Below are 18,071 nucleotides of genomic sequence, written 5' to 3' on the forward strand. Positions count from 1 at the left end.
GCCGCCCCCCCGCGCCCCCCCCCGGGGCGCCCCGGGGGGGGGGCGGCGGCCGCCCGGGGGGGGGGGGGGCCCCGCCCCCGGCCCGGGGCCCCCCCCCCCGCCGTCCGTCCGCCCGCAGGTCTGCGGTACGCCGTCCACGTCCGCTAGAACGTGCCCAGCTTGATGATCGACAGCAGGGCGATCAGCTGGATGGCGCTCGCGCCCAGGGCCTTGGGCCACGGCAGGTCGTGCGAGCGGCTGACCATCGAGGTGAACAGGAAGCCCGCCAGCAGCCAGGTGATCCAGCCCAGGATCTGGACGAAGGAGGCGTCTCCGCCCGCGAAGATCGCCACGAGCAGGCGCGGGGCGTCCGTGATCGTCATGATCAGCATGGAGAGGCCGACGGTGGGCTGCCAGGAGCCGTCGCCGCCCAGTTGCCTGGCCAGGGTGTGCGTCACGACGCCCAGGACGAAGGCGCTCACCGTGATGGCGACGCCCGTGGTCAGGACGTACGGGATCGCGGTGCCGATCGTCGCGTCGATGACGTCCTCGCGGGCGCCGTCGAAGCCGAAGATGGCGAGCAGGCCGTAGACGAAGGTCACGACCAGCGCGGGACCCCACATCGGGTAGTCGCGCATCTGCATGAAGGTCGCTGAGGGGCGCAGGACGACGCCGCTGAGCAGTTCCTTCCAGCGCAGCCGCGGGCCCGCGGGCGGGGCCGCTGCCTGGCCCGCCTGGTAGGTGCTGCCCTGGCCGTACGGGTCCTCGCCGATCGAGAACGCCTGCGTGTGGCCGGGGTTGTTGTGCGGCGCGTAGGGGTCGTGGGGGGCGCCCTGGCCGGGGGCGGGGCGCCGGTCGCCGCCGTGGCCGCCGTGTCCCTGTCCCGGGGCCGGTCCGGGGCTCTGGGGGTAGCCGTATCCGCCCTGGCCGCCGCCCTGCGGATAGCCGTAGGAGCCCTGGCCGCCGCCCGCGCCGCCGTGTCCCCGCGGCTCGCCGAAGTACTCGGGCTCCCCGTGGCCCGCGTTGGTCTGCGGCCACTGCTGGCCGCCGCGGGCCGGGGCCTGCGGGGGCGTGCCGTACTGCTGTCGCGAAGCCTGCGGGGGGTGCGGGCGCGGAGCGCCGTACGGGGCCTGTGCGGGCCCTCCGTACTGCTGTCCGCCCTGCCCCTGCGCAGGTCCGGGGCGTTGCTGCCCACTCGTGCGGTTGTCCCGGCCGCGTCCGATCCTGAATCCAGCCACGTCAACGAACGTACCCGTTCGTGGGCGGGTCGGCGGACGGGAGTGTACGCACGGGGGCCTTTGCGGCCGACCTGTGACATCCCCTACGGGTCGCCCCGCGGGTTCCCCTACTGGTCCGTTACTGCTCTGTCCCAGCAGGGGAGCCCGCGGTCGCCCAGGTCAGCGCGGGTTCCCCGGCCGTCCGCGTGACGTCGGGGCGCTCAGGACGCGGGGCCCGGCGGAGCCCGCTCCGCCCGTCAGTCCGCGAAGTTGAAGCCGAACGCCGGCTTCCCCGAGCCCGAGATGCCGACTCCGGCCGTCGAGGTGTAGACGCCGGCGGGCGAGGTCAGCGTGCCGTTGGTGTTGGAGTGCAGGGCGTAGACCGCGCCGTTGCCGTCGTTCTCACCGGCGGCGCCGACGACCACGTCGCCGCGGCCGTCGTGGTCGAGGTCGTCGACGTGGACCTCGCCGCCGAAGCCGTCGTACGCCTCGTCCGAGTTGGGCACGCCGGCCGTGTCCTGGCTCAGGAAGCGCGCGCCCTGGCCGGTGATGCCGGAGCCGTTGGCGGCGCCGTACAGGACGGTGACCGAGCCGGTGCCCGTCTTGTCGTTGACGGTCTCGTTGGCGGCGCCGACGACGAGGTCGAGGTGGCCGTCGCCGTTCACGTCGCCGAGGTCGAGTTCGTAGCCGAACATGTCGTTCTTCTCGCCGGCGCCGGGCACTCCGGCGGTGTCCTGCGTGAAGGTCTGTATCCCGCCGCCGGCGGGGCCCGCCTTGTTGCCCTTGACGATCAGTGCCGTACCGCCCGTGTGGGCGTGCGCGATGCCGCTGTCCCAGACGAGGCCGATGACGATGTCGCCGAGGCCGTCTCCGTTGGTGTCGCCCACGTCGGTGATGAGCCCGCCGGGGAGCTTCTGCGCGCCCTTGGTGGTGACGCCGGAGGCGGTGCCCGGCAGCCAGAAGTTGGCGTTGTAGTCGTCGTCCTTGGCGAAGCCGTCGACGATCAGGTCCTCGCGGCCGTCGCCGTTGACGTCACCGGAGTGCAGACCGGTGATCCCGTTGCCCTTGCCGCTCCAGAGGGCCGGGGTCACGGTGTACGAGCCCTTGCCGGTGCCGCTGGTGCGGGTGAAGCCGCCGCGGACGACGTCGATCGTGGTGTTCCCGGAGGCCGTGCCGACGGCGAGGTCGTCCTTGTGGTCGCCGTTGAAGTCGGCGGCCTCCAGGGTGCCGCCGAACATGTCGTGGCTGCCGGGGCGCGGGTCCTTCACCTCGGTGCCGCCCTTGAGACCGGAGGCGGAGCCCCACAGGATGACGGTCGAGCCGCCGTCCTGGTCGCTGCCGACGTCCTCTCCGGGGGTGCCGACGGCGAGGTCGTCGTAGCCGTCGCCGTCGAAGTCGCCGAAGGCGGTGTCGCTGCCGAAGCGGTCGACCGCCTCGGCGTTGCCGGGGACGCCGGCGGAGTTCTGGGAGTAGGTGGCGTAGCGGTTGGCGGTCTTGCCGCCGTAGATCACCGTGACGGCCCCGGCTTCTTTCTTGCCGGAGACGTAGGCCAGCGGCGCCGAGACGGCGACGTCGGCGTAGCCGTCGTTGTTGAAGTCGGCGTCGGCGCGGCCCGGGGCCTTGGCGGGGGCGGCGCTCGCCGTGGTGGCCGAGAGGGCCAGCAGTCCGCCGGTGAGGGCGGCTGCGGCGGTCGCGGCGAGGGCGGTGCGGAGGTACTGAGGCATGGAGTTCTCCTGCGCGTGCGCGAACGGCAACAGAAGCGGTTCGCGGCCTGTCGGCAGAGAGATGACCTCTGGAGGGGCCGGAGGGTTGTGGGGGAGGGGCGGGGAATGTGAGGTGACAGTGGGGAGGGGGTGAAGGGGCACGGGCCTCGGCCCCCGTCCCTCACCCCCTCCCCACTGTCCCGCGGGCGCCGCAACCGCGTCCGGTCAGCTCGCCGGGGCCGGTGCCGGTTCGGGGTCCGGGGCGTCGGCCTCGGCGGCGGGCGGCTCGGGGTCCGCCGGGGTCTTCACCGAGTCCAGCAGGAGCTGGGCGACGTCCACGACCTGCACGGACTCCTTGGCCTGGCCGTCGTTCTTCTTGCCGTTGACCGAGTCGGTCAGCATGACGAGGCAGAAGGGGCAGGCCGTCGAGATGATGTCCGGGTTGAGGGACAGGGCCTCGTCGACGCGCTCGTTGTTGACGCGCTTGCCGATCCGCTCCTCCATCCACATCCGGGCCCCGCCGGCGCCGCAGCAGAAGCCGCGCTCCTTGTGGCGGTGCATCTCCTCGTTCCTGAGGCCCGGGACCTTGGCGATGATCTCGCGCGGCGGCGTGTAGACCTTGTTGTGCCGGCCCAGGTAGCAGGGGTCGTGGTAGGTGATCAGGCCCTCGACGGGGGTGACGGGCGTGAGCCTGCCCTCGTCCACGAGGTGCTGGAGCAGCTGCGTGTGGTGGATGACCTCGTACTCGCCGCCGAGCTGCGGGTACTCGTTGGCGATCGTGTTGAAGCAGTGCGGGCAGGTCGCGACGATCTTCTTGGCGGACCGGGGCTTCTTCGTGGCGGGGTCCACCTTGCCCTCCTCGTCGAGGGACTCGCCGTACGCCATGTTCAGCGTCGCGACGTTCTCGGCGGCGAGCTGCTGGAACAGGGGCTCGTTGCCGAGGCGGCGCGGGGAGTCGCCCGTGCACTTCTCGTCGCCGCCCATGATCGCGAACTTGACGCCCGCGATGTGCAGCAGTTCCGCGAAGGCCTTCGTGGTCTTCTTCGCGCGGTCCTCCAGCGCGCCGGCGCAGCCGACCCAGTAGAGGTAGTCGACCTCGGTGAGGTCCTCGACGTCCTTGCCGACGACGGGGACGTCGAAGTCGACCTCCTTGGTCCACTCCAGCCGCTGCTTCTTGGCCAGGCCCCAGGGGTTGCCCTTCTTCTCCAGGTTCTTGAGCATCGTGCCCGCCTCGCTGGGGAAGCTGGACTCGATCATGACCTGATACCGGCGCATGTCGACGATGTGGTCGATGTGCTCGATGTCGACCGGGCACTGCTCGACGCAGGCGCCGCACGTGGTGCAGGACCACAGGACGTCGGGGTCGATGACGCCGCCCGCGGCGAAGCCGCCTTCGGACGCCGGCTCGGCGGTGCCGACGAGGGGGCGCTCGGCCTCGGCGAGGGCGGCGGCCGGCACGTCCTTGAGCTGCTCGGCCGTGGCCTTCTCGTTGCCCTCCATGTCCTTGCCGCCACCGGCCAGCAGGTAGGGGGCCTTGGCGTGCGCGTGGTCGCGCAGCGACATGATCAGCAGCTTGGGGGAGAGCGGCTTGCCGGTGTTCCAGGCGGGGCACTGCGACTGGCAGCGGCCGCACTCGGTGCAGGTGGAGAAGTCGAGCAGGCCCTTCCAGGAGAAGTGCTCGACCTGCGAGACGCCGAACACGTCGTCCTCGCCGGGGTCCTCCCAGTCGATCTCCTTGCCGCCGCTGGTCATCGGCTGGAGCGCGCCGAGCGAGGTCTCGCCGGTGGCGTTGCGCTTGAACCAGATGTTCGGGAAGGCGAGGAAGCGGTGCCAGGCGACGCCCATGTTGGTGTTGAGGCCGACCGTGATCGCCCAGATCATCGTCGCGCCGAGCTTGATCAGGGCGGTCAGGTAGACCAGATTCTGGAGCGTCGGGAGGTCGAGGCCGCGCAGGGCGGCCACCAGCGGGTAGCTGACCCAGTAGCTCGCCTCGTAGCCCTCCACGTGGTGCAGGGCGCCCTCCAGGCCGCGCAGCATGAGGACCGCGAGCCCGATGATCAGGATGACGTACTCGACGAAGTACGCCTGGCCCAGCTTGGAACCGGTGAAGCGGGACTTGCGGCCGGCCCGCGAGGGCAGGTTCAGCAGGCGGATCGCCATCAGCGTGAGGATGCCGAGGGTGGTGAACAGCGCGATGAACTCGATGTACACCTCGTACGGCGGCCAGGTGCCGATCCACGGGAGGATCCAGTCGGCCTGGAACAGCTGCCCGTAGGCGTTGACGATCGTCAGGCCCAGCGTCAGGAAGCCCACCGCGACGAACCAGTGGGCGATACCGACGATGCCCCAGCGGTTCATCCGGGTGTGCCCGACGAATTCCTTCGTCAGGGTGATGCTGCGCTGCTTCCACCGGTCGGTGCGGGTGCCCGCCGGGACCGGCTGGCCCAGTCTCACGTGGCGGAAGATCTGCGCGACTGCTCGGGAGATGAGCGCCACGCCGACCACGGTCAGAAGCAGCGACACGATGATCGCGGCGAGCTGCATGGAGGGCTCCTCGAACCTGCGCGTACGAATGGGGGGCGGGGGCGGGCCGCCGTCCTGACGGGGGCGGGGCCCCGGGAGGGCGGGTTGGACGGTGCGGTCGGCCGGGCGGGCGCCGGCACGGTTCACTGATCTTACTAAGCGGTAACTTATCCGGTCTGTATGGAGGGTACCCACTCTCCGGGGTCGTGGGCAGGCGGGTGCGCGGTGATCTGCCGCACGGGGGTGGCCGATGGCGGGCCGGTCGTGTTCCGGGGTGTCCGCGGAGGTGTGCGGGGCCCGGCGCCGGGGAGGCGGGGGGCCGGGGCGGGTGGTCTGGCGGGTGGTCTGCGGGGTGGTCCTGTCCTGAGGGCGGGGGCCGGACTTACGTCGGAGCGGGCTTGGGTCGAGGCGGCGGATTCACGGCGAGGTGGACTTACGTCGAGGCGGACCGGTGCCGGAACGGGCTGTGCCGGCTTATATCGGCGCGGGCGTGCGTTGAAGTGGACATACGTTAGTGAAGCGGACGCGGGGGCGGGTGGGGCCGCGCCGTTCCGGGTGCGGCTTCCGGGGGTTGCGCGTAAGGGCTAAATAAGAGTTGAGCCCCCATGGCTCAGGTCTGTTGACAGCGGGAGATCTCTGTTGCATCCTTGAGCCTGTTCCACTCAAGTCATCTGGAGGACCCGAAATGGCACGTGCGGTCGGCATCGACCTGGGCACGACTAACTCCGTCGTCAGCGTTCTCGAAGGCGGCGAGCCCACCGTCATCACCAACGCCGAGGGCGCCAGGACCACGCCGTCCGTCGTCGCCTTCGCCAAGAACGGCGAGGTGCTCGTCGGCGAGGTCGCGAAGCGCCAGGCGGTCACCAACGTCGACAGGACCATCCGGTCGGTCAAGCGCCACATGGGCACCGACTGGAAGATCAACCTGGACGGCAAGGACTTCAACCCCCAGCAGATCTCCGCGTTCATCCTGCAGAAGCTGAAGCGGGACGCCGAGGCGTACCTGGGCGAGAAGGTGGCCGACGCGGTCATCACGGTCCCCGCGTACTTCAACGACTCGGAGCGCCAGGCCACCAAGGAGGCCGGTGAGATCGCGGGCCTCAACGTCCTGCGCATCGTCAACGAGCCGACCGCCGCCGCCCTGGCCTACGGGCTCGACAAGGACGACCAGACGATCCTGGTCTTCGACCTCGGTGGCGGTACCTTCGACGTCTCCCTGCTGGAGATCGGTGACGGTGTCGTCGAGGTCAAGGCGACCAACGGCGACAACCACCTCGGTGGTGACGACTGGGACCAGCGCATCGTCGACTATCTGGTCAAGCAGTTCAACAACGGTCACGGCGTGGACCTGGCCAAGGACAAGATGGCGCTCCAGCGTCTGCGCGAGGCCGCCGAGAAGGCGAAGATCGAGCTGTCCTCGTCCACCGAGACCACGATCAACCTGCCGTACATCACGGCCTCCGCCGAGGGCCCGCTGCACCTGGACGAGAAGCTCACGCGCGCCCAGTTCCAGCAGCTGACCGCCGACCTCCTGGACCGGACGAAGACCCCGTTCCACAACGTCATCAAGGACGCCGGCATCTCGCTCAGCGAGATCGACCACGTCGTCCTCGTCGGTGGTTCCACCCGTATGCCGGCCGTCGCCGAGCTCGTGAAGGAGCTGACCGGCGGCAAGGAGGCCAACAAGGGCGTCAACCCGGACGAGGTCGTCGCCATCGGCGCCTCGCTCCAGGCCGGTGTCCTCAAGGGCGAGGTCAAGGACGTCCTGCTGCTCGACGTCACCCCGCTGTCCCTCGGTATCGAGACCAAGGGCGGCATCATGACCAAGCTGATCGAGCGCAACACCACGATCCCGACCAAGCGTTCCGAGATCTTCACGACGGCCGAGGACAACCAGCCCTCCGTGCAGATCCAGGTCTACCAGGGCGAGCGCGAGATCGCGGCGTACAACAAGAAGCTCGGGATGTTCGAGCTGACCGGTCTGCCGCCGGCCCCGCGCGGGGTCCCGCAGATCGAGGTGTCCTTCGACATCGACGCCAACGGCATCATGCACGTGACCGCGAAGGACCTCGGCACGGGCAAGGAGCAGAAGATGACCGTCACCGGCGGCTCCTCGCTGCCGAAGGACGAGGTCGACCGGATGCGCCAGGAGGCCGAGCAGTACGCGGACGAGGACCACCGTCGCCGCGAGGCCGCCGAGTCCCGCAACCAGGGCGAGCAGCTCGTCTACCAGACGGAGAAGTTCCTCAAGGACAACGAGGACAAGGTCCCGGCCGACGTCAAGACCGAGGTGGAGTCCGCCGTCACCGAGCTGAAGGAGAAGCTCAAGGGCGAGGACACCGCCGAGATCAAGACGGCCACGGAGAAGGTCGCGGCCGTCTCGCAGAAGCTCGGCCAGGCCCTGTACGCCGACGCGCAGGCCGCCGGCGGTGCCGAGGGCGCCGCGGGCGCCGGCGAGGCCGGTCAGGCCAAGGCCGACGACGACGTGGTCGACGCCGAGATCGTCGACGAGGACAACAACCGTAAGGACGGCGCCGCATGACCGAGGAGACTCCGGGGGGCTTCGACGACAAGGACGAGCCCGCTGACGTCTCCGACGGCGCCACCCCCGACGCCGCCGCCGAGGCCGGCCGGTCCGCCTCCGAGGAGGCGGGCGGCACGGCCCCGGCCGGGGACGCACAGCAGAACGTGGCTCTGACGGCCCAGCTGGATCAGGTACGTACGGCGCTCGGCGAGCGCACCGCGGACCTGCAGCGGCTCCAGGCCGAGTACCAGAACTACCGTCGGCGCGTCGAGCGGGACCGCGTGACCGTCAAGGAGATCGCCGTGGCGAACCTCCTGGGCGAGCTGCTGCCCGTGCTCGACGACATCGGCCGGGCCCGTGAGCACGAGGAGCTGACGGGCGGGTTCAAGTCGGTGGCCGACTCCCTGGAGGCGATCACCTCGAAGATGGGCCTGCAGCAGTTCGGCGAGGAGGGCGAGCCCTTCGACCCGACGATCCACGAGGCCCTGATGCACAGCTACGCGCCGGACGTCACCGAGACGACGTGCGTCGCGATCCTCCAGCCGGGGTATCGCTTCGGCGAGCGCACCATCCGGCCCGCCCGGGTCGCGGTCGCCGAACCGCAGCCCGGGGCCCAGCCGGCCAAGGAGGCGGCGGCCGACGAGGAGAAGTCCCCGTCGGCGGACGAGGAGAACGGTGGCCCGGACAAGGGCTGACGGAGCAGGACGGCGCCCGGCCGGATCGCGTGATCCGGCCGGGCCGCTCGCACAGCGGCAGAAGTCGGGGCAGCGGCCGGGACGGACGCCGCTCGGAAAGGAGGGACGTCGAGGATGAGCACCAAGGACTTCATCGAGAAGGACTACTACAAGGTCCTCGGCGTGCCGAAGGACGCCACCGAGGCAGAGATCAAGAAGGCGTACCGGAAGCTCGCCCGCGAGAACCACCCGGACGCCAACAAGGGCAACGCGAAGGCCGAGGAGCGCTTCAAGGAGATCTCCGAGGCGAACGACGTCCTCGGCGACCCGAAGCGGCGCAAGGAGTACGACGAGGCGCGCAGTCTGTTCGCGGGCGGCGGTTTCCGCCCCGGCGGGGCGGCCGGATCGGGCGGTTCCTTCAACTTCGACCTCGGCGACCTGTTCGGCGGCGGCCCCGCGGGAGCGGGTGCGGGCGCCGGCGCGGGTGGCGGCTTCGGTGGTGGTCTCGGTGATGTCTTCGGCGGCCTGTTCAACCGGGGCGGCGGCCAGGGCACCCGTACGACGACGCAGCCGCGCCGGGGCCAGGACATCGAGTCCGAGGTCTCGCTCAGCTTCACCGAGGCGGTGGACGGGGCGACGGTCCCGCTGCGGATGTCCAGCCAGGAGCCCTGCAAGGCGTGTTCGGGCACCGGTGACAAGAACGGCACGCCCCGGGTCTGCCCGACCTGTGTCGGCACCGGTCAGGTCTCGCGCGGTGGCGGGGGCGGTTTCTCGCTCACCGACCCGTGTGTGGACTGCAAGGGCCGCGGGCTGATCGCCCAGGACCCGTGCGAGGTGTGCAAGGGCAGCGGCCGGGCCAAGTCCTCGCGCACGATGCAGGTGCGCGTCCCGGCCGGGGTCAGCGACGGTCAGCGCATCCGCCTGCGCGGCAAGGGCGCGCCCGGTGAGCGCGGCGGGCCCGCCGGTGACCTGTACGTCGTCGTGCACGTCGAGGCGCACCCGGTCTTCGCCCGCAAGGGCGACAACCTGACGGTCACGGTGCCGGTCACCTTCAGCGAGGCGGCGCTCGGCGCCGCCGTGCGGGTGCCGACGCTCGGTGGACCGCCGGTCACCCTCAAGCTGCCGGCCGGTACCCCCAACGGGCGCACCATGCGCGCCCGGGGCAAGGGCGCGGTCCGTAAGGACGGCACCCGGGGCGACCTGCTGGTGACCGTCGAGGTCTCGGTTCCGCAGGATCTCGACGAGCGGGCCCGCGAGGCCCTGGAGTCGTATCGCGACGCCACCGCCGGGGAGGACCCGCGGGCGGCGCTGTTCGAGGCCGCGAAGGGAGCATGACCATGGACGGCCGAGGCAGGAACCCGTACGAGCTGACCGAGGAGACCCCGGTCTACGTCATCTCGGTGGCGGCCCAGTTGTCGGGGCTGCATCCGCAGACACTGCGGCAGTACGACCGTCTCGGGCTGGTCTCCCCGGACCGTACGGCGGGCCGGGGCCGGCGCTACTCGGCCCGTGACATCCAGCTTCTGCGCCAGGTGCAGCAGCTCTCGCAGGACGAGGGCATCAACCTGGCCGGAATCAAGCGGATCATCGAGCTGGAGCAGCAGGTGTCCGCGCTGGAGCAGCACGTCGCCGAGTTGTCGGCGGCGGTCGACGGCGCGGCGGCCGCGATGCGGCAGCGGGAGGCTCAGGTGCACGCCTCGTACCGCAGGGATCTGGTCCCCTACCAGGAAGTGCAGCAGACGAGCGCGCTGGTGGTGTGGCGCCCGAAGCCGAAACGTTCTTCTGGGGCGGAGTAGCGGCGCGGTTCGGGGCCGGCGCCGGGACGCGGAGTGGTCTCGCCGTCCCGGCCCCGGCCGTCGCTGACGCTCAGCTCATCTCGGGGCCGCGCCGGGGCCCGGCGCGGCCTCCGGCTTTCCCGTTTCCTCCAGGATTCCCGATTTGGCCACCAGATAGCCGAGTTGGGCGCGGCTTCCGCTTCCGAGCGCGGCGGCCAGTTTGGCTATGTGCGCGCGGCAGGTGCGGACGTTCATCCCGAGACGGCGCGCTATCGCCTCGTCGACGTGGCCCTCGATCAGGAGGCGCGCGATGGAGAGCTGGATGCCGGTGATGCCGTCGGTGGGCGGGGCGTAGGGCGGGGACTCCAGCAGCGGTACCGCGCGGGCCCAGAACTGTTCGAAGACGCGGGCCAGGTAGTCCACTATCCCGGGGTGCCGGAGTTCGAGGGCGACGCTGCGGTCGTCCTGGGCGGGAATGAAGGCGACCGACCGGTCGAAGATCATCAGTCGTTCGGTGAGTTCCTCCAGCGTGCGGATCTCCACGGTGTGTTTTCCCATGCGTTCCGCGTAGGCGTAGGTGCCCTGGTTGTGCCGTACCGTGTGCTGGTAGAGGGTCCGCATGGTGATACCGCGTGAGGCGACCTGGCGGCCCAGTTCCAGCGCTTTGGTCAGGACGTCCTCCCCCCGCCCGCCCCCCGGCTGAATGGTCAGGATCTCTGTTCGGCTCTCTGACATGGCCAGTTCTATGGCCGCCTGTATGCGCGGAAGACCTTCGAGAACAGTGATGGCGTGCGTGGTCGCCGGGTCCTGGACGCTGATCGCCATGAAGGGCTCGAAAGAGTCGGCGAGAGCGACCGCCGTGAGCCGGTGTTGCTGGATTTCCTGCTCGATGGGCTGTAGCCGCTGCGCGAGGGCGAGGCTCGGCGGGACCGGGCGGAGCCATTCGGTGTTGTCCGGATCGGGACGCAGGAGGGCGTAGTCCATGAGGCAGGGCGCCGCGTCGGCCTCCTTGCGCGCGATGCGGCCGGCGCGCAGCGCCGCGGAGTAGATTCGGCGGCCTTCCTCGCAAAGCTCCGCCACAGAGTGAGAATGTGTCGGATGTGTGTCTTTTGTGGCCATAGATCCACCCCCCAGGGTCCTGAACGTGCAGGAACATGATGCATCGCCCCGGTGGCGGGGGGACCGTGCAATGAGCCATCGTCATTGTCGTACGGGGGAGAGGATGATGTGGAAGTGAGGACGAAGCCGCTTATGGGGAAGAGAATGCTTCGCTCGGCCCGCACGACAGCCTTCTCCGTCGGTCTGGTTCTGGGGGCGACGACGCTCGTCGGAGTGGCCGGCGGGATGGCGCAGGCCGCCGACCGCCCGGTGGGGGCCGCCCAGTCCGGGGATCTGGTGTGGAACACGCCGCCGCGGGCGACTCCGGCGGATCTGGTGTGGAACGTCGGGCCGCGGGTGACTCATGCGGATCTGGTGTGGAACACGCCGTCGAGGGCGGTGCAGACGGATCTGGTGTGGAACGTCGGGCCGCAGGCGACTCCCACGGATCTCGTGTGGAACACGGCTCCGACCGTTGTCCCGGCCGATCTGGTGTGGAACACCACGCCGAAGGCCGTCCCCGCCGATCTGGTGTGGTACCCCGCGCCACCCGCGCCGCAGGGCGGCGTTCAGGCATGACCACACCACCTGACGACCGCACGTTCCGGCGCGAGATGGCCACCGCCTACCGCTCCGGATGGCATTTCATCGATCTCGTCACGGCGATCCCCCACGACGGCGATTCGCTGATGGTCACTCTCTTCGGGGAGCCGGTCGTCGTCGTGCGGGATCAGGCCGAGGACGTCAGGGCGTACCGCTGTCTCCGCCGCCCCAGGGGCGCACCGCAGCCCGTGCGGTGCGTGATCCGGTACGGAATGATCTTCGTCAACCTCGACCGGCGCGACCACGAAGAGGTCGCCGACTGGTCGGACGCCGTCGTCACCCCCCGCAGCGCCTGAGCGATCCCCCGTTGTCATGTCGCACAGGCGCTTTCCCCCAGCAGCGGCGTCACCGAGGACCTGAACCCGGTGACGCCGCTGCCATGCCGGGCCCCCGTCGTGTCCCCCCTCACGACGGGGGCCGGGCCATGTCCGGGGCCGGGCCCCGGCGTGGGTCAGGCGTTTCCGAGGGCGCGGGTCACGGCGATCTCGATGATCACGCGGTCCGGATTGGGGCCGGGCGTACGGCCGTAGCGTGCCGTGTAACGCCGTAGCGCCTCGTCGATGGTCTCCTCGTCCGCCCGCAGCCTCGCGCGGCCTTCCAGGGTGGCCCAGCGGCGTCCGTCGACCTGGCACACCGCGACGAGGGCGCCCTCCGGCCCGGCCGCCAGGATGTTGCGGGCCTTCTTGCTCAGTTTGCTCGTCGTGATCCGGGCGACCCGGGCCTCGGGGTCGTACGTGACGCCGACCGGCACCACGTGCGGGGTGCCGTCCGGCCGGGGTGTCGTGAGGGTGCAGACGTGCCGCTCGCGCCAGAAGTCGAGGTAGGAGGCGCCGGGGCTGCCGGGGTCGATGGCCATGTCGCGGAATCTATCGCCCGGAAGCCGGCCCCCGGTTCGCCGCTCCGCCGCCTCTCACGCGTACAGGTGAAAGCCGGAGGGGACTCGCACGTATGCCCTTGAGTGGAATAGACTCAACTTTGTGCACGTTGGAGGAGTCAGTGTTGCGAGGCCGGCGGCTGATCACCGTGCGCGGGACACAGGTATGCGGACACTGGCATACGGGCGCCGGCGTAGGGACGGGAACGCGGACGCGGGGAGCGCGCGTCGGCATCGAGTGCGAGGAGGAAGTGCGGCGTGGATGCGGAACTGACCAACAGGAGCCGGGACGCGATCAATGCGGCCAGTGCGCGGGCGGTGTCGGGGGGCCACCCCGACCTGACACCGGCGCACCTGCTCCTCGCGCTGCTCACGGGCGAGGACAACGAGAACGTGACGGATCTGCTCGCCGCCGTGGGCGCCGACCAGTCCGCCGTACGCGCCGGGGCGGAGCGGCTGCTCGGTGAGCTGCCGAGCGTCACGGGCTCCACGGTCGCCCCGCCGCAGCCCAACCGGGAGGCGCTGGCCGCCGTGCAGGACGCGGCGGACCGGGCCAAGGAGCTGGGCGACGAGTTCCTTTCGACGGAACACCTGCTCATCGGCATCGCCGACAAGGGCGGTCAGGCCGGTGACCTGCTGAAGCAGCAGGGCGCCGGCGCCAAGCAACTGCTGGAGGCGTTCCAGCGCGCCAGGGGAGGACGCCGGGTGACCACACCCGATCCGGAGGGCCAGTACAAGGCCCTGGAGAAGTTCGGCACCGACTTCACGGAGGCCGCCCGCGAGGGCAAGCTCGACCCCGTGATCGGCCGGGACCAGGAGATCCGCCGCGTCGTGCAGGTGCTGTCGCGGCGCACCAAGAACAACCCGGTGCTCATCGGCGAGCCGGGCGTCGGCAAGACGGCCGTCGTCGAGGGCCTCGCGCAGCGCATCGTGAAGGGGGACGTCCCCGAGTCGCTGAAGGGCAAGCGGCTCGTGTCGCTCGACATCGGCGCGATGCTGGCCGGCGCGAAGTACCGCGGCGAGTTCGAGGAGCGCCTGAAGACGGTGCTGTCCGAGATCAAGGACAGCGACGGCCAGATCATCACGTTCATCGACGAGTTGCACACGGTCGTCGGCGCGGGCGCCGGCGGGGACTCGGCGATGGACGCGGGCAACATGCTCAAGCCGATGCTGGCCCGCGGCGAGCTGCGCATGGTCGGGGCGACGACTCTGGACGAGTACCGCGAGCGGATCGAGAAGGACCCGGCGCTGGAGCGCCGCTTCCAGCAGGTCCTGGTCGCCGAGCCGACCGTCGAGGACACCGTGGCGATCCTGCGCGGGCTCAAGGGCCGCTACGAGGCGCACCACAAGGTGCAGATCAACGACAGCGCCCTGGTGGCCGCGGCGACCCTCTCCGACCGGTACATCACCTCGCGGTTCCTGCCCGACAAGGCGATCGATCTGGTCGACGAGGCCGCTTCCCGGCTGCGCATGGAGATCGACTCCTCGCCCGTCGAGATCGACGAGTTGCAGCGGTCCGTGGACCGCCTGCGCATGGAGGAGCTGGCGCTCAAGAGAGAGACGGACCCGGCTTCGGTGCAGCGGCTGGAGAAGCTGCGCAAGGACCTCGCGGACCGCGAGGAGGAGCTGCGCGGGCTGACCGCGCGCTGGGACAAGGAGAAGCAGTCCCTCAACCGGGTCGGTGAGCTGAAGGAGAAGCTGGACGACCTGCGCGGTCAGGCCGAACGCGCCCAGCGCGACGGGGACTTCGACACCGCCTCCAAGCTGCTGTACGGGGAGATCCCGGGCCTGGAGCGGGATCTGGAGGCCGCTTCGCAGGCCGAGGAGGAGGCCGCGAAGGACACCATGGTCAAGGAGGAGGTCGGCCCCGACGACATCGCCGACGTCGTGGGCTCCTGGACGGGCATCCCGGCCGGGCGTCTGCTGGAGGGCGAGACGCGCAAGCTGCTGCGCATGGAGCAGGAGCTGGGGCGTCGGCTGATCGGGCAGCGCGAGGCGGTCGCGGCCGTCTCCGACGCGGTGCGCCGTACCCGCGCGGGGATCGCCGACCCGGACCGGCCCACCGGTTCCTTCCTGTTCCTCGGCCCGACCGGCGTCGGGAAGACCGAACTCGCCAAGGCGCTGGCCGACTTCCTGTTCGACGACGAACGCGCCATGGTCCGCATCGACATGAGCGAGTACGGCGAGAAGCACAGCGTCGCCCGGCTGGTCGGCGCCCCGCCCGGATACGTCGGGTACGAGGAGGGCGGCCAGCTCACCGAGGCGGTGCGGCGGCGCCCGTACAGCGTGGTGCTGCTCGACGAGGTGGAGAAGGCGCACCCCGAGGTGTTCGACGTCCTGCTCCAGGTCCTGGACGACGGGCGGCTCACCGACGGGCAGGGCCGCACGGTCGACTTCCGCAACACGATCCTGGTCCTGACCTCGAACCTCGGCAGCCAGTTCCTGATGGACCCGCTGACGCCGGAGGAGCAGAAGAAGGAGCAGGTCCTTGAGGTCGTACGGGCCTCGTTCAAGCCGGAGTTCGTCAACCGGCTCGACGACGTCGTGGTGTTCTCCGCGCTGGGCCAGGACGAGCTGGCGCACATCGCGAGGCTCCAGGTCGACCGCCTCGCCAAGCGGCTCGCCGACCGGCGCCTGAAGCTGGAGGTCACTCCCGAGGCGCTGGCCTGGCTCGCGCTGGAGGGCAACGACCCGGCGTACGGGGCGCGCCCGTTGCGCCGCCTCATCCAGACGGCGATCGGGGACCGGCTGGCCCGGGAGATCCTGGCCGGCGAGGTCACCGACGGCGACACGGTCCGGGTCGAGCGCTTCGGCGACGAGCTGCTGGTGGGCCCGGCGACGGGCGGTAGCGGGGCCGCGGCCGACGGCGGTACGGGGGCGGGGAGCGACTCCGACGCGGGCCGCGGGGCCGCGCCGGAGCCGCCGCGGAAGACGCTGTAGAGCGGTTGGCTCCCGAGGGCGCGACCTGGCCCGCCGGTTCACGAGGGCCCTGCTCTGTGGGCCGGACGGGCCAGTTCGCGACAGGGGGAGCACCGGGCGCGGGCGGGGCTTGCCAGCCCCCACCGCGCATGGGGGAGGATGGCCGCATCCGTACGAAGGGAAATACACGGTGAGCATCGACCCGTCCTCGATTCCGAACTTCGGGGGCAGCCAGCCCGAGCCCCAAGGACCGGCGGGCCCCGTCGTCCCCGATCAGGACCTCGTGAAGCAGCTCCTGGAGCAGATGGAGCTGAAGTACGTCGTGGACGACGAGGGTGACCTCGCCGCTCCGTGGGAGGAGTTCCGCACTTACTTCATGTTCCGCGGCGAGAACGAGCAGCAGGTGTTCTCGGTGCGGACGTTCTACGACCGCGAGCACAGGATCGACGACAAGCCCCAGCTGCTGGAGGCGATCGACGACTGGAACCGCCGCACCCTGTGGCCGAAGGTCTACAGCCACACCCACGACGACGGCTCGGTCCGCCTCATCGGCGAGGCCCAGATGCTGATCGGGACCGGGGTGAGCCTGGAGCACTTCGTGTCCTCCACGGTCAGCTGGGTGCGGGCCGCGATCGAGTTCGACCGCTGGCTCGTGGAGCAGCTCGGCCTGGAGCAGGACATCGCCGACGCGGCCGACGGCGACAAGCCGGAGGGCTCCGACAAGCCGGAGAACCCCGAGAACCCCGAGGGCTAGCGAGTGCCCCCCGGGCACGCGGGGGGTCTCCTCGGTCCCGGGCGCTGGCCCGTCACAGGGCGGCGCTCGCGCCGGTGAGCAGGTACGCCCCGTAGCCCGCCGAGAACCCGGCGAGGACGACGACGAAGACGGTCGCCGCCCTCGGCCGGGTTCTCGCCGTCCGGGCCAGGAACGCGGCGGCGGGCAGCAGCAGCGGGAAGGCCGGCAGCAGGAAGCGCGGTTTGCAGCTCACGTACGAGGAACCGCCCACGGCGATCAGCACCAGGACCCCCGCGTAGACCACGAGGGCCCCCGGCAGCGCAGCCCACCTGCGGGTCAGCAGTGTGGTGAACAGCGCCAGGGCCCCGATGAGGACGAGCAGGGCGACGACGTACAGCCAGCGGGTCGTGCCGATCTCCAGCCGGTCCACGAGCTGCATCATGCGCTGCCCGAAGTCGAAGGACGAGCCCCAGTCGTCCTGCACCGCGAAGTACCCGCCGACCAAGTCGCCCTGACGGGCTCCCACGTACAGGACGTACCCGGTCCAGCCGGCCGGGGCGAGCAGCGTCCCGGCCCAGACCCGGGCCGCACCCGGGTGGGGGCCCGGGACGGCCGGACGGAGCGAGGGCTCCGGAGTGCGCGCCCAGCCGGACAGACGCCGCAGCGCGCGGGGCGCGGGCAGGCGGGGCAGGCGCGGGAGGCGCGGGAGGCGGGGGAGGCCGGGGAGGCCGGGGAAGTGCGCGAGCCGCAGTCGCCCGAGCCACAGTCGGCTCGGGCCGGGGCGCCGCCGCTTGTCGGGCCAGGAGGCTCTCCGGCGCCGTCGGGACCACAGGACCCACAGTCCGTACAGGCATACGGCGGCCGCGACGGCGGCGCCGTTGGGCCGGGCCAGGCCGGCGAGCGCGGCGAGCGCGCCCGCCCACACCCAGCGGCCGGTGAGCAGCGCGTACAGCGACCAGACGGCGCAGGCGGTGAGCAGCGACTCGCTGTAGGGCACCGACAGGACGACGGCGTGCGGGAGCAGCACCCACAGGGTGGCGAGCGCGAGGGCGGTGGGACGTCCGCACAGCCGTACGCCGAGGGCGTGCACGCCCCAGACGGCGAGCAGTCCGGCCGCGAGGGACAGCAGGAGCGCGGCCACCGGCACGGACAGCGGCAGGAGGAAGGCGAGCGTCCGGATCAGCGCCGGGTAGAGCGGGAAGAAGGCGACGTCCCGGTAGAGCAGGTCCGGGTAGTGCGAGGACCGGCGTACGGCGCCGTAGCCGTGCTCGGCGATGTGCTGGTACCAGGGCGCGTCCCAGATCCGCAGCAGGTGGTCGTAGGCCGGGAGGTCGCCGAGCAGGCAGACCACGAGCGCGACGAGGGCCCCGCACAGGCGCGCGGCCACGAACACGAGGAGCGCGGGCGCCGCCGACCGCAGAGCCACCCCGGCCCGCTCACGCCACTCAC

At 71.0% G+C, this 18,071-nt stretch carries 14 protein-coding genes; 8 read left to right on the forward strand and 6 right to left on the reverse strand.

Annotated features, from left to right (window positions below; all coding sequences use genetic code 11):
* Positions 1-143: 143 nt before the first annotated feature.
* From ACFYMP_RS31410 to ACFYMP_RS31420, 3 genes are all read right to left on the reverse strand, one after another.
* Entirely contained in the window at positions 144-1,217 is a 1,074-nt protein-coding gene (locus ACFYMP_RS31410; RefSeq protein WP_388863971.1) for a Yip1 family protein, read from the reverse strand.
* Positions 1,218-1,453: 236 nt separating this feature from the next.
* Positions 1,454-2,920 carry a VCBS repeat-containing protein gene (locus tag ACFYMP_RS31415; protein ID WP_388863973.1) on the reverse strand — a complete coding sequence of 489 codons (1,467 nt, stop codon included), beginning with the start codon at positions 2,918-2,920 and terminating at the stop codon, positions 1,454-1,456.
* A 204-nt stretch (positions 2,921-3,124) separates the two neighbouring features.
* Positions 3,125-5,443 (reverse strand): heterodisulfide reductase-related iron-sulfur binding cluster, encoded by a 2,319-nt coding sequence (locus ACFYMP_RS31420; protein ID WP_388863975.1) that lies wholly within the window; start codon positions 5,441-5,443, stop codon positions 3,125-3,127.
* 664 nt (positions 5,444-6,107) lie between these two features.
* On the opposite strand from ACFYMP_RS31420, the gene dnaK reads away from it, so the two are divergent.
* From dnaK to ACFYMP_RS31440, 4 genes are all read left to right on the forward strand, one after another.
* On the forward strand, positions 6,108-7,964 hold the full coding sequence (gene dnaK / locus ACFYMP_RS31425; RefSeq protein ID WP_388863977.1) for a molecular chaperone DnaK: 1,857 nt from the start codon (positions 6,108-6,110) through the stop codon (positions 7,962-7,964).
* Positions 7,961-8,641 carry a nucleotide exchange factor GrpE gene (gene grpE, locus ACFYMP_RS31430; RefSeq protein WP_388863979.1) on the forward strand — a complete coding sequence of 227 codons (681 nt, stop codon included), beginning with the start codon at positions 7,961-7,963 and terminating at the stop codon, positions 8,639-8,641. Before dnaK ends, grpE begins: the two co-directional genes overlap by 4 nt.
* 114 nt (positions 8,642-8,755) lie before the next feature.
* Positions 8,756-9,955, forward strand: coding sequence for a molecular chaperone DnaJ (dnaJ, locus tag ACFYMP_RS31435; RefSeq protein WP_388863981.1), 1,200 nt, complete (start codon positions 8,756-8,758; stop codon positions 9,953-9,955).
* A gap of 2 nt (positions 9,956-9,957) precedes the next feature.
* A complete protein-coding gene (locus tag ACFYMP_RS31440) occupies positions 9,958-10,416 on the forward strand; it encodes a heat shock protein transcriptional repressor HspR (RefSeq protein ID WP_388863983.1) in 459 nt (152 codons plus the stop codon).
* A 75-nt stretch (positions 10,417-10,491) separates the two neighbouring features.
* Here ACFYMP_RS31440 and ACFYMP_RS31445 read toward each other — a convergent pair whose 3' ends face one another.
* Entirely contained in the window at positions 10,492-11,514 is a 1,023-nt protein-coding gene (locus ACFYMP_RS31445; protein ID WP_388863985.1) for a helix-turn-helix transcriptional regulator, read from the reverse strand.
* Positions 11,515-11,658: 144 nt separating this feature from the next.
* Between ACFYMP_RS31445 and ACFYMP_RS31450 the strand changes: the two genes are divergently transcribed.
* Entirely contained in the window at positions 11,659-12,072 is a 414-nt protein-coding gene (locus ACFYMP_RS31450) for a hypothetical protein (protein ID WP_388863987.1), read from the forward strand.
* Positions 12,069-12,392, forward strand: coding sequence for a (2Fe-2S)-binding protein (locus tag ACFYMP_RS31455; protein WP_388863989.1), 324 nt, complete (start codon positions 12,069-12,071; stop codon positions 12,390-12,392). Before ACFYMP_RS31450 ends, ACFYMP_RS31455 begins: the two co-directional genes overlap by 4 nt.
* A gap of 155 nt (positions 12,393-12,547) precedes the next feature.
* On the opposite strand, the gene ACFYMP_RS31460 is transcribed toward ACFYMP_RS31455, so the two are convergent.
* Entirely contained in the window at positions 12,548-12,952 is a 405-nt protein-coding gene (locus tag ACFYMP_RS31460; RefSeq protein WP_388863991.1) for a pyridoxamine 5'-phosphate oxidase family protein, read from the reverse strand.
* 276 nt (positions 12,953-13,228) lie between these two features.
* On the opposite strand from ACFYMP_RS31460, the gene clpB reads away from it, so the two are divergent.
* Positions 13,229-15,910, forward strand: coding sequence for an ATP-dependent chaperone ClpB (gene clpB / locus ACFYMP_RS31465; RefSeq protein ID WP_388863993.1), 2,682 nt, complete (start codon positions 13,229-13,231; stop codon positions 15,908-15,910).
* 169 nt (positions 15,911-16,079) lie between these two features.
* Positions 16,080-16,643: a YbjN domain-containing protein gene (locus tag ACFYMP_RS31470; protein ID WP_388863996.1), complete on the forward strand. Its 564-nt coding sequence runs from the start codon at positions 16,080-16,082 to the stop codon at positions 16,641-16,643.
* A gap of 52 nt (positions 16,644-16,695) precedes the next feature.
* Here the strand turns inward: ACFYMP_RS31470 and ACFYMP_RS31475 are convergent, their stop codons facing one another.
* Positions 16,696-18,048 (reverse strand): mannosyltransferase family protein, encoded by a 1,353-nt coding sequence (locus ACFYMP_RS31475; protein ID WP_388863998.1) that lies wholly within the window; start codon positions 18,046-18,048, stop codon positions 16,696-16,698.
* Positions 18,049-18,071 lie beyond the last annotated feature (23 nt).

Source organism: Streptomyces sp. NPDC007088, assembly GCF_042869355.1.
GTDB lineage: Bacteria > Actinomycetota > Actinomycetes > Streptomycetales > Streptomycetaceae > Streptomyces.

Excerpts from the sequence above, each read along its gene's own strand:
- ACFYMP_RS31415 (WP_388863973.1), bottom strand. The coding sequence starts at position 2,920 with ATGCCTCAGTACCTCCGCACCGCCCTCGCCGCGACCGCCGCAGCCGCC.
- ACFYMP_RS31420 (WP_388863975.1), bottom strand. The coding sequence starts at position 5,443 with ATGCAGCTCGCCGCGATCATCGTGTCGCTGCTTCTGACCGTGGTCGGC.
- dnaK (WP_388863977.1), top strand. The coding sequence starts at position 6,108 with ATGGCACGTGCGGTCGGCATCGACCTGGGCACGACTAACTCCGTCGTC.
- grpE (WP_388863979.1), top strand. The coding sequence starts at position 7,961 with ATGACCGAGGAGACTCCGGGGGGCTTCGACGACAAGGACGAGCCCGCT.
- dnaJ (WP_388863981.1), top strand. The coding sequence starts at position 8,756 with ATGAGCACCAAGGACTTCATCGAGAAGGACTACTACAAGGTCCTCGGC.
- ACFYMP_RS31440 (WP_388863983.1), top strand. The coding sequence starts at position 9,958 with ATGGACGGCCGAGGCAGGAACCCGTACGAGCTGACCGAGGAGACCCCG.
- ACFYMP_RS31445 (WP_388863985.1), bottom strand. The coding sequence starts at position 11,514 with ATGGCCACAAAAGACACACATCCGACACATTCTCACTCTGTGGCGGAG.
- ACFYMP_RS31450 (WP_388863987.1), top strand. The coding sequence starts at position 11,659 with ATGCTTCGCTCGGCCCGCACGACAGCCTTCTCCGTCGGTCTGGTTCTG.
- ACFYMP_RS31455 (WP_388863989.1), top strand. The coding sequence starts at position 12,069 with ATGACCACACCACCTGACGACCGCACGTTCCGGCGCGAGATGGCCACC.
- ACFYMP_RS31460 (WP_388863991.1), bottom strand. The coding sequence starts at position 12,952 with ATGGCCATCGACCCCGGCAGCCCCGGCGCCTCCTACCTCGACTTCTGG.